Genomic DNA, 255 nt, shown 5'->3' with positions numbered 1-255 from the left:
CCGTCATCGCATGCGAGGAAGATTACCAGCCAATGTAATACTCAGGCCTGCCGATCTGGCAATGCTCGAGCGCGTATTTGCTCAAGTCATACCAGAACATGATACACATCCCGATGAATTGGCGATGTTGCTGGTCCGGCTTTTTCAGGACGGTGTCACGGATGAGCGTGAGCTTCTAATCGCCGCCGAAAAATGGTTTCGTTGATTTCCTTCGACGAGGGGAAGCAACAATAGAGGGGCGCTATCTCCGCTCCG

At 52.5% G+C, this 255-nt stretch carries 1 protein-coding gene; it reads left to right on the top strand.

Annotation, left to right across the window (positions count from 1 at the left end; all coding sequences use genetic code 11):
• On the top strand, positions 1-205 hold a 205-nt coding region (locus tag JNB91_RS30605; RefSeq protein WP_220329142.1), incomplete at its 5' end, for a hypothetical protein.
• Between the last annotated feature and the right edge of the window lie 50 nt (positions 206-255).

This window comes from Aliirhizobium wenxiniae (assembly GCF_019511445.1).
GTDB lineage: Bacteria > Pseudomonadota > Alphaproteobacteria > Rhizobiales > Rhizobiaceae > Neorhizobium > Neorhizobium wenxiniae_A.
The sequence above is the reverse complement of the archived record's forward strand: the minus strand, read 5'-3'. Positions and strand labels throughout refer to the sequence as shown.